This is a genomic window from Streptomyces aureus (assembly GCF_001418135.1).
Taxonomy (GTDB): domain Bacteria; phylum Actinomycetota; class Actinomycetes; order Streptomycetales; family Streptomycetaceae; genus Streptomyces; species Streptomyces aureus_A.
Genome location: NZ_LIPQ01000450.1, coordinates 1 through 10,569 on the forward strand (window position 1 = coordinate 1; position 10,569 = coordinate 10,569).

The following is a 10,569-nucleotide window of genomic DNA, read 5'->3' on the forward strand; positions in this document are numbered from 1 at the left end:
GGTTGAGGCATTTTTGCGTTCCCGGCCCGGCGGCAGCCCCCTGTGCATCGAGGTGTTGTGGCTGAGGGTAAGGTCAGGGGGCATCGTCCGTACGTTCCCAGCAGGAGGCCCCCGGGTGGAGGTCCAGGAGACCCGCGTTCAGACCGACCGGGTCCTCACCATCCCCAACATTCTCAGCATGGCGCGTCTCGCCGGCGTGCCGCTGTTTCTGTGGTTGATTCTCCGTCCGGAGTTCGGTGGCCCCAACAGTGACGGCTGGGCGCTTCTCGTCCTGATGCTCAGTGGCGTCAGCGACTATCTCGACGGCAAACTCGCCCGGCGTTGGAACCAGATCAGCAACCTCGGCCGGCTGCTCGATCCCGCCGCCGACCGGCTGTACATCCTGTCCACTCTCGTGGGTCTCACCTGGCGCGAGATCCTGCCGTGGTGGCTGACCGCCGCCCTCCTGGCGCGCGAGGCCATGCTGCTGGTGATGGTGGCAATCCTCCGTCGGCACGGTTACCCGCCGCCGCAGGTGAACTTTCTGGGCAAAGCTGCGACTTTCAACTTGATGTACGCGTTCCCGTTGCTGCTTCTCAGTGACGGAACGGGCTGGCTCTCGTCACTCGCTGAAGTTTTCGGGTGGGCCTTCGCCGGATGGGGTACAACTCTGTATTGGTGGGCAGGGATCCTCTACGTGGTCCAGGTCCGTCGACTCGTGAAGGCGGATACCGAGGCCGATTGAGCCCGTCCGTCCTGTGCCGAGCAGTGTCGCCGGCAACAACGAGGGCGTCCGAGGGCCACTGAACGGACAGGGTGAAGTCGGCAGGACCGTCGTCTCTTCAAGGAGGACGCTTCCGACATGAAGGCCGTCGTGATGGCCGGTGGCGAAGGAACCCGCCTTCGCCCGATGACCTCGAGCATGCCCAAGCCTCTACTGCCGGTGGTGAACCGGCCGATCATGGAGCACGTCCTACGACTGCTCAAGAGGCACGGTCTCAATGAGACCGTCGTCACCGTGCAGTTTCTCGCCTCCCTCGTCAGGAACTACTTCGGCGACGGCGAGGAACTCGGGATGGAGCTCACGTATGCCAATGAGGAGAAGCCACTCGGTACAGCGGGAAGTGTGAAGAACGCCGAGGAAGCGTTGAAGGACGACGCTTTTCTCGTGATCTCCGGGGACGCGCTCACCGATTTCGATCTGACCGATCTCATCGCCTTCCACAAGGAGAAGGGCGCCCTCGTCACGGTCTGTCTCACCCGAGTGCCGAATCCCCTGGAATTCGGAATCACGATCGTCGACGAAGAAGGCAAGGTCGAGCGCTTCCTGGAGAAGCCCACCTGGGGCCAGGTCTTCTCGGACACCGTGAACACGGGCATCTACGTGATGGAGCCCGAGGTCTTCGACTACGTCCAGGCAGATGTTTCGGTGGACTGGTCGGGTGACGTCTTTCCCCAGCTGATGAAGGAAGGCAAGCCGATCTACGGCTATGTCGCCGAGGGCTACTGGGAGGACGTGGGCACCCACGAGAGTTATGTGAAGGCCCAGGCGGACGTCCTCGAGGGCAAGGTCCAGGTCGACATCGACGGCTTCGAGATCTCGCCGGGTGTCTGGATCGCCGAAGGTGCCGAGGTGCACCCCGACGCCGTGCTGCGGGGACCGCTCTTCATCGGTGACTACGCCAAGGTCGAGGCCGGCGCGGAGATCCGTGAGCACACCGTCATCGGCTCGAACGTCGTCGTGAAGAGCGGCGCCTTCCTGCACAAGGCCGTCGTCCACGACAACGTCTACATCGGGCAGCAGAGCAATCTGCGCGGCTGTGTGATCGGGAAGAACACCGACATCATGCGGGCCGCCCGGATCGAGGACGGAGCCGTCATCGGGGACGAGTGCCTGATCGGTGAGGAATCGATCGTGCAGGGCAACGTCCGGGTCTACCCGTTCAAGACGATCGAGGCCGGCGCCTTCGTCAACACCTCGGTCATCTGGGAGTCCCGTGGGCAGGCCCACCTCTTCGGAGCCCGAGGGGTCTCCGGCATCCTCAACGTGGAGATCACCCCCGAGCTGGCCGTCCGGCTGGCGGGGGCGTACGCCACGACCCTGAAGAAGGGCGCGACCGTCACCACGGCTCGTGACCACTCCAGGGGTGCGCGTGCGCTGAAGCGGGCGGTGATCTCGGCGCTGCAGGCCAGCGCCATCGACGTACGAGACCTGGAGAACGTACCGCTGCCGGTGGCACGGCAGCAGACCGCGCGGGGAAGCGCCGGCGGCATCATGGTGCGGACCTCGCCCGGAGTGCCCGACTCCGTGGACATCATGTTCTTCGACGAACGTGGGGCCGACCTGTCGCAGGGCGGGCAGCGCAAGCTCGACCGGGTGTTCGCGCGGCAGGAGTACCGCCGTGCGTTCCCCGGAGAGATCGGTGACCTCTCCTTCCCGGCGAGCGTCTTCGACTCGTACACGGGCTCCCTGCTGCGGAACGTCGACACCTCCGGGATCGCCGAGGCCGGACTGAAGGTCGTCGTGGACGCGTCCAACGGAAGTGCCGGGCTCGTGCTGCCCAGCCTCCTCGGGCGGCTCCAGGTCGACTCGCTGACGATCAACCCGGGGCTCGACGAGTCCAGACCCACCGAGTCGGTCGAGAGCCGACGGGCCGGGCTCGTCCGCCTCGGGGAGATCGTGGCCTCGGCGCGGGCCGCGTTCGGGGTGCGGTTCGACCCCGTCGGTGAGCGGCTCTCGCTCGTGGACGAGCGGGGGCGGATCATCGAGGACGACCGGGCGCTCCTGGTGATGCTGGACCTGGTGGCGGCCGAGCGGCGCTCGGGGCGGGTCGCGCTGCCGGTGACGACCACACGGATCGCCGAGCAGGTCGCCGCCTACCACGGCACGCAGGTGGAGTGGACGACGACCTCGCCGGACGACCTCACGAGGGTCGGACGCGAGGAGTCGACGATCTTCGGCGGCGACGGACGCGGTGGGTTCATCGTGCCCGAGTTCAGCAGCGTCTTCGACGGTGCCGCCGCCTTCGTGCGGCTCATCGGTCTCGTCGCGCGGACGCAGCTCACGCTGAGCCAGATCGACGCGCGGATCCCACGGGCGCACGTCCTCAAGAGGGACATCGCGACGCCGTGGGCCGTGAAGGGGCTCGTGATGCGCCGGGTGGTGGAGGCGGCGGGCAGCCGCTCCGTGGACACCACCGACGGCGTGCGGGTGGTCGAGGCCGACGGGCGGTGGGTGATGGTGCTGCCCGACCCCGCCGAGGCCGTCACCCATCTGTGGGCCGAGGGACCCGACGACGCCTCCGCCCAGGCTCTGCTCGACGAATGGGCCGAAGTGGTCGACAGCGCAGGTAGCTGAGCGGATCGGACCGGTCGGTGGGGAGCACCCCCTGGGTGCCTCCCCGCCGGCTGGAGGGGCCATTCGGCGGTAGGCCGTGCGACGTGCGACGATGTGCGGCATGTCGCAGCAGCCCCCCGTTCGGAGCACCGGATCACCGCCGCCGCGCCCGGACGCGTCCATGTCGCTGCTGAACAACGTGATAGACCACGCGCTCGACGACGGGTACGCGGAGGCGACCGCCCGGCGCGCCGCCGAGGGCGGTGGGCTGCCCCGTAGCCTGCGGGCCAAACTGGGTGTCGCCGCGGGCCTGGTGCTCGCCGCCGCCGTGGTGACCGTGGGCGCGGCCGAGGCGCGGATCTCCGCGCCCGTCGTCGCCAAGGAGCGGCAGGAGCTGATCGACCGGATCGAGGCGGAGACGTCCTCGGCCGAGCAGCTGGAGCAGGACGTCGAGCGGATCCGCTCCGAGGTCGGTGAACGCCAGCGACAGGCACTCCAGCAGCACGGAGGCGACCAGGCCGAGCTCGTCGGGCTGCTCTCGGGCGCGACGCCCGTGCACGGCCCCGGCGTGAAGCTCGTCGTCAACGACGCCAAGAACACCGAGACCGGGGGAGGCGGGCCGCGGGAGAGCAGCGGCTTCGCCGACACGGGCCGGGTACGCGACCGGGACATGCAGCGCGTCATCAACGGGCTCTGGGAGTCCGGTGCCGAGGCCGTCGCCATCAACGGTCAGCGGCTCACCTCGCTGTCCGCGATCCGGGCCGCGGGCGACGCCATACTGGTCGACAACAAGCCGCTGGTGCCGCCGTACACCATCCTCGCGATCGGGGACGGGCAGCGGCTGAGCACAGCGTTCCAGGACAGCGCCGACGGGCAGTATCTGCACGCGCTGGTGGAGAACTTCGGGATCAGGAGCGGGATCACGGCCGAGGGCGACGTACGCCTGCCGGCCGCGCCGAGCCTGACCGTACGTACCGCAGAGCCGAGGGGGGCCGGAGCGGCGACGCCGTCCGGTCGGGCCACGGCCGACACAGGGAAGGGCACATCGTGATCGCCGTACTGGGCCTGATCGTCGGAGTCGTGGTCGGACTGTTGGTCCGCCCCGAGGTTCCGGCGGTGGTCGAGCCCTATCTTCCGATCGCCGTGGTCGCCGCCCTCGACGCGGTCTTCGGCGGCCTCAGGGCCATGCTCGACGGGATCTTCGTCGACAAGGTCTTCGTGGTCTCGTTCCTCTCCAACGTGGTCGTGGCCGCCCTGATCGTCTTCCTCGGCGACAAGCTGGGCGTGGGCGCGCAGCTGTCGACCGGTGTGGTCGTCGTGCTGGGCATCCGGATCTTCTCCAACGCGGCCGCCATCCGGCGCCATGTCTTCCGGGCGTGAGGCCGATGAGCGAGAACCCGCAGAACCCTGAGAACCCGCAGAACCCGCAGAGCCCTGAGAACCCCCGGAATCCCCGCGGCCCTCAGAATTCCGAGGACCCCCAGAACTCCCAGAACGAGCGGGAGCCGCAGCGTTCCGAGAGCGAGCGGGAGCCGGAGGGCCTCGGGAAGCCGCAGGGCGCTCCCGGGCCACAGAGCGCAGGGAAGCCGGAGAGCGTCGGCGAGCCCGCTCGTGGCGGTACGGCGGGAGAGCACGAGGCGCCCTCGGATTCCGTCCATGACACGACCGCGGACCACGACGTCCGCGTACCCGTGCCGCCGGTCGCCCCCGCGGCCGAGCCGAGCGGTCGGCGGCGGCTCGCCTCCGCGCTGTGGCCGCCCCGGGTGACCCGGGCGCAACTCGTCGTCGCGTTGCTGCTGTTCGTCCTCGGTCTCGGCCTGGCCATCCAGGTCTCCTCGACCAGTGACAACAGCGCCCTGCGCGGAGCGCGCCAGGAGGACCTGGTCCGGATCCTCGACGAGCTCGACGACCGCACGCAGCGCCTGGAGGACGAGAAGTCCCGCCTCGAGAAGCAGCGCACCGAGCTGGAGTCCAGCTCGGACCAGGCCGAGGAGGCGCGCAAGCAGACCCAGGAGAAGGAGCAGCAGCTCGGGATCCTGGCCGGCACCGTCGCGGCCGAGGGGCCCGGCATCACGCTGACCGTCGGAGACCCGTCAGGGGCCGTCGAGTCGGACATGCTGCTCGACGCCATCCAGGAGCTGCGCGCCGCCGGCGCCGAGGCGATCCAGGTCAACGGTGTCCGGGTGGTCGCGGACAGTTATTTCACCGGTAGCGGTGATGACATGCGGATCGATGGAACGAAGGTGGCCGCTCCGTACGTCTTCAAGGTCATCGGCAAGCCGGAGGATCTCGAGCCCGCGCTCAACATCCCCGGCGGTGTCGTGCAGACCCTGGAGAAGGAGCAGGCCACAGCCACGGTGGAGCGGTCGGCGAAGATCATCGTCGATGCCTTGCGACCCGCGAAGCGGCCTGACTACGCTCAGTCGTCCTCGCAGTGAGAGGGAGACAAGGGGGGTCCCGCGACAAGGGCAAGTCGTTGCGGGGGGTCGGCGCACCACATCGGTGGTGCGTGGTGGAAACTGTCCGGAGGATACGGACGTTGTGAAGGTGTCCGGGTCGGCAGGTGTGATGGATCTCGGTTCGTCCTGCCCCACGGGCGGGTCTGTTTCGGTCAAGGGGAATCGCCCGTGAGTTTTTTTGCGAAGTTGTTCGGCAAGAGCGGACGCGAGGACGGCGGTAACGCCAAGCATCGCGCGTCGCGCCATGCCCAGAGCGAGGAGCAGGGCGGCGAGCGCCCGCTCTTCCGCGATGAGGTCGGTGGCCAGGGCGGTGACGTTCCGGGCGCGTACGGCGCGTCGTCTGTTGACCCTGCCGGGGCTGCCCGCATAGGTTTCGGAGAACCATCAACCTCAAGTACGGGTGGAGGGTTTACCCCCGACCCGTACGCGACACAGACCTCGGCGGGGCAGCCGCGGCAGGAGGATGCGTCCATGCCGGTGTGTACGAGGTGCGGTCACCGCAATGCGGCGGACAGCCGTTTCTGCTCCCACTGCGGCACGCCGCTGCGGGGCGGCGTCGCACCCGAGCGGGCTTCCGAGACGACGTCCACGATCTCCATCTCGGGCCTTGAGGCCTACGACGCGGAGGTCACGGGCCAGACCCAGCTGCCCTCGCTCTCTCCCGAGGCGCTGGCGGCCGTCGAGGCCCTGCCGTCCGGTTCCGCGCTCCTCGTGGTGCGTCGTGGCCCGAACTCCGGCAGCCGCTTCCTGCTCGACGGTGAGCTGACGACGGCCGGCCGTCACCCGCAGAGCGACATCTTCCTGGACGACTTCACGGTCTCCCGGCGTCATGTCGAGTTCCGGCGGGCCCAGGACGGCAGCTTCACCGTCGCCGACGTCGGCAGCCTCAACGGCACCTACGTCAACCGCGAGCCGATCGACTCGGTCGTTCTGTCCAACGGCGACGAGGTGCAGATCGGTAAGTACCGCCTGGTCTTCTACTCGAGCCAGCGGGGCATGTAGCGCCTCGGAGAAGCCTTCAGGGAAGGTCCATGCTGCGAACACCGACGGGCGGTGCCGGATCCGGCACCGCCACCGCGGGCGACCGGCTGGTGAGCATCGGCACGGTGCTGAACCAGCTGCGCGACGAATTTCCCGAAGTGACCATCTCCAAGATCCGGTTCCTGGAGGCCGAGGGGCTCGTGGAGCCCCGGCGTACGGCCTCCGGGTACCGGAAGTTCAGCCCGCAGGATGTCGAGCGGCTGGCTCAGATCCTGCGGATGCAGCGGGACCACTACCTTCCGCTGAAGGTCATCCGTGAGCACCTCGACGCCCTCGCCAGGGGAGAGCAGGTCAAGCTCCCTGCCCCCGGGCGTCGGCGGGACCTGCTCGAAGGGGCCTGGGAGCAGGACACGGAGCCCCCCACCGCCGCGCGGATCGGGCGGGCCGAACTGCTGGCCGCGGCCGAGGTCACCGAGATGGAGCTCGTCGAGTGGGAGTCGTACGGCCTGATCTCCGAGACGGACGGCGGCGGCTACGACCCCGAGACCGTGACCGTCGCGCGGCTCGTCGCGGATCTGGGGCGCTTCGGACTCGAGCCCCGGCACCTGAGGGCCGTCAAGGCCGCCGCGGACCGCGAGGCCGGGCTGATCGAGCAGGTCGTCGCACCGCTGCGCCGGCACCGTAACCCGCAGACCAGAGCCCATGCGGAGGCCACCGCGCAGGAGCTCGCCGCGCAGTCGGTGCGGCTGCATGCCGCACTCGTACAGACCGCGCTGGGCATTCGGCTGCAGTGAGCTCCTGAGGGGCATTCGGGGGCTGGTTCGTGCCGCGACCCTGCCGGGAACCTGCCGGGATCTTGCCGGGTTCCGGGCCTGCTGGGAGCGGGCTTGGGAGGGCCCGACTATCCAAACCGGCCGGGCACGTCCTAGGGTTGCTGTGTGAACGAGCTCGACGTTGTGGGTGTCCGGGTGGAAATGCCCTCCAACCAGCCGATCGTGCTCCTGCGTGAAGTGGGAGGCGATCGGTACCTCCCCATCTGGATCGGACCGGGTGAGGCGACCGCGATCGCCTTCGCCCAGCAGGGGATGGCCCCTCCGCGGCCGCTGACGCACGACCTGTTCAAGGACGTGCTGGACGCCGTGGGTCAGGAACTCACCGAAGTCCGCATCACGGATCTGCGTGACGGGGTCTTCTACGCCGAGCTGGTCTTCGCCAGCGGCGTCGAGGTGAGCGCGCGGCCTTCGGACGCGATAGCACTGGCCCTCCGTACCGGAACGCCGATCTACGGCAGTGACGGTGTGCTGGACGACGCCGGTATCGCGATTCCGGACGAGCAGGAGGACGAGGTGGAGAAGTTCCGCGAGTTCCTCGACCAGATCTCACCGGAGGATTTCGGGACCAACAGTCAGTGAGTCGAAGCGGCGCGGCCGCAGGCCGTTCGCGGGGTGCTGTCAGAGCATTCGAGTAGCCTTTCCCCGGCGAGAGAGACGGGAAACCACTCTCAGGGTGATTATCACTCGGCGTGCCGAGTGTGGCGATCGTTGACGCACCCCGAGTGACTGCCTACCTTCGTGTGGGCAGGTCAAGGACGGAGGGTCGGCGTGATGAGCAGCGCGGACGGTACGGCAGGGAGCTCGCTCGGACGCGTGTCCGGAGAGAGCGGTCCGTATCCGCTTCACGGCAGTGTGGGCGACTTCGGTACGGGTGCGGGTGCGGACGCCGGTGTGGGGGGCGGCGCGGCCGCGGGGCCCGCGGGTGCGTCCGGTCCCGGCGTGGCGGGCGAGACGGTCGGCTATCGCGGGCCCACGGCCTGTGCGGCGGCCGGGATCACCTATCGCCAGTTGGACTACTGGGCGCGTACGGGGCTCGTGGAGCCGAGCGTGCGGCCCGCGTACGGATCCGGGACCCAGCGGCTCTACAGCTTCCGCGACGTCGTCGTGCTGAAGATCGTCAAGCGTTTCCTCGACACCGGGGTCGCCCTCCAGAACATCCGGGCCGCGGTGCAGCACCTGCGCGCGCGGGGCTTCCGCGACCTGGAGCGGATGACGCTCATGAGCGACGGGGCCACGGTGTACGAGTGCTCCTCGCCGGACGAGGTCGTCGACCTGCTCCAGGGCGGGCAGGGCGTCTTCGGCATCGCCGTCGGCGTGGTCTGGCGGGACGTCGAGGCGGCGCTCTCGCAGCTGCACGGGGAGCGGGTCGACACGGGCGAGACGCTCGTGGGGCACAACCCGGGGGACGAGTTGGCGCGGCGCCGGCGGGACAGGGCGGTCTGAGGGCGGGGCCCTCTGCTTGGGGGCTTCGCCCTTGAGTCTTGGACATAGCCGAGCCCTGGCCCTGGCCCTGACTCGGCTATGGCCTTCGCCTTGGCTTTGGCCTGCGCTTTGGTTTCGGGCTTGGCTTTGTTTCGGGCTTGGCTTTGGTTTCGGGCTTGAACCCTGTGCTGGGGCGCCGTCGGTGTGGTGGGGCTTGTTGTCAGTGGTGTGAGGCAGCATCGGAAGTGTGAGAGCCGCGCCCACCATCCTGCATCTCGACATGGATGCCTTCTTCGCCGCCGCCGAGCAGGCGTCGAAGCCCAGCCTGCGCGGAAAGCCCGTGGTCGTCGGCGGCCTCGGGCCCCGGGGCGTGGTCGCCACCGCCTCGTACGAGGCGCGTCGTTTCGGGGTGCACTCGGCCATGCCCATGGGCCAGGCGCGGCGGCTCGCGCCGAACGCCGCGTATCTCGTACCGCGTTTCTCGTTCTACCGGTCGATCAGCGAGCAGGTGATGGAGCTGCTCGGACGGCTCTCCCCGCTCGTGGAGCCGCTCAGCCTCGACGAGGCCTTCGTGGACCTCGAGGCCGGGGGCGTGGCCGACGACAGCGCGAGCGCGCGTGCGGCCGGTGAGCGGCTACGGATCGACATCCTGGCGACGACGGGGCTCACGGGGTCCGTGGGGCTCGCCGGATCCAAGATGATCGCGAAGATCGCCTCCGAGGAGGCGAAGCCCGACGGCCTCGTGCTGATCGAACCCGGGACCGAGCGGGAGCTTCTCGCACCGCGTTCGGTGCGGATCCTGCCCGGTGTCGGGCCGGCCACCGGGGAGCACCTCCGGCGGGCCGGGATGACCACCGTGTCCGACCTCGCGGAAGCGGGCGAGGACGAGCTCGTACGGCTCCTGGGGCGGGCGCACGGGGCCTCGCTGTACCTGATGGCCCAGGGGTACGACGATCGGCCCGTGGTGGCCGAGCGGGACGCCAAGTCGGTCTCGGTCGAGGACACCTTCGACGTCGACCTCCACGACCGGGTCCGGATCAGGTTCGAGGTCGAGCGGCTCGCGGAGCGGTGCGTGGGGAGGCTGCGGGCCTCCGGGCACTCCGGGCGGACCATCGTCCTGAAGGTGCGGCGCTTCGACTTCTCGACGCTCACACGGTCCGAGACGCTCCGGGGGCCCACGGACGATCCGAGTGTGGTGCGGGAGGCGGCGGGGCGGCTGCTCGAAGCGGTGGACACGACCGGGGGTGTGCGGTTGCTGGGGGTCGGGGTGAGTGGGCTTGCGGACTATACGCAGGAGGATCTGTTCGCTCAGGCGGAGGCGGAGGGCGCTGGGGTTTCAGTATCGGCGTCGGCGTCGTCGGCTATGGACTCGGCCTCGGCGGAGGGAGCGGGTGCTGCGGCTGAGAGTGCGGCCGTCGCGTCGGCTGTGGCTTCTGGTGAGCCTGAGGTCCATGAGCCCGTGCAGCGGCACTGGTCGCCCGGGCATGACGTGCGGCATGCCGTGTACGGCGCCGGGTGGGTGCAGGGGAGCGGGGTCGGGCGGGTGACGGTGCGGTTC

The 10,569-nt window shown here is 69.2% G+C and carries 10 protein-coding genes; all 10 read left to right on the forward strand.

Features of this window, described 5'->3' with window-relative positions:
* Positions 1 to 115: 115 nt before the first annotated feature.
* Positions 116 to 724: a CDP-alcohol phosphatidyltransferase family protein gene (locus AOK00_RS30380; protein ID WP_055603429.1), complete on the forward strand. Its 609-nt coding sequence runs from the start codon at positions 116 to 118 to the stop codon at positions 722 to 724.
* Positions 725 to 841: 117 nt separating this feature from the next.
* On the forward strand, positions 842 to 3,337 hold the full coding sequence (locus AOK00_RS30385; RefSeq protein ID WP_055603430.1) for a mannose-1-phosphate guanyltransferase: 2,496 nt from the start codon (positions 842 to 844) through the stop codon (positions 3,335 to 3,337).
* A 100-nt stretch (positions 3,338 to 3,437) separates the two neighbouring features.
* Complete coding sequence (locus AOK00_RS30390) at positions 3,438 to 4,367, forward strand: DUF881 domain-containing protein (protein WP_055603431.1); 930 nt, start codon at positions 3,438 to 3,440, stop codon at positions 4,365 to 4,367.
* Positions 4,364 to 4,696, forward strand: coding sequence for a small basic family protein (locus AOK00_RS30395; protein WP_015032176.1), 333 nt, complete (start codon positions 4,364 to 4,366; stop codon positions 4,694 to 4,696). The genes AOK00_RS30390 and AOK00_RS30395 overlap by 4 nt, the downstream gene beginning before the upstream one ends.
* A gap of 311 nt (positions 4,697 to 5,007) precedes the next feature.
* Positions 5,008 to 5,754 (forward strand): DUF881 domain-containing protein, encoded by a 747-nt coding sequence (locus AOK00_RS30400; RefSeq protein WP_055603435.1) that lies wholly within the window; start codon positions 5,008 to 5,010, stop codon positions 5,752 to 5,754.
* Between the two features lie 60 nt (positions 5,755 to 5,814).
* Complete coding sequence (locus AOK00_RS37720; protein ID WP_078944600.1) at positions 5,815 to 6,777, forward strand: FHA domain-containing protein; 963 nt, start codon at positions 5,815 to 5,817, stop codon at positions 6,775 to 6,777.
* Between the two features lie 29 nt (positions 6,778 to 6,806).
* The gene (gene ftsR, locus AOK00_RS30410) at positions 6,807 to 7,550 is read left to right on the forward strand and encodes a transcriptional regulator FtsR (RefSeq protein WP_055603432.1); all 744 of its coding nucleotides are present in this window, start codon (positions 6,807 to 6,809) and stop codon (positions 7,548 to 7,550) included.
* Between the two features lie 144 nt (positions 7,551 to 7,694).
* A complete protein-coding gene (locus tag AOK00_RS30415) occupies positions 7,695 to 8,168 on the forward strand; it encodes a bifunctional nuclease family protein (protein ID WP_055603433.1) in 474 nt (157 codons plus the stop codon).
* A 192-nt stretch (positions 8,169 to 8,360) separates the two neighbouring features.
* Positions 8,361 to 9,032 (forward strand): MerR family transcriptional regulator, encoded by a 672-nt coding sequence (locus AOK00_RS30420; protein ID WP_079042279.1) that lies wholly within the window; start codon positions 8,361 to 8,363, stop codon positions 9,030 to 9,032.
* A gap of 226 nt (positions 9,033 to 9,258) precedes the next feature.
* On the forward strand, positions 9,259 to 10,569 hold a 1,311-nt coding region (locus AOK00_RS30425), incomplete at its 3' end, for a DNA polymerase IV (protein WP_055603434.1).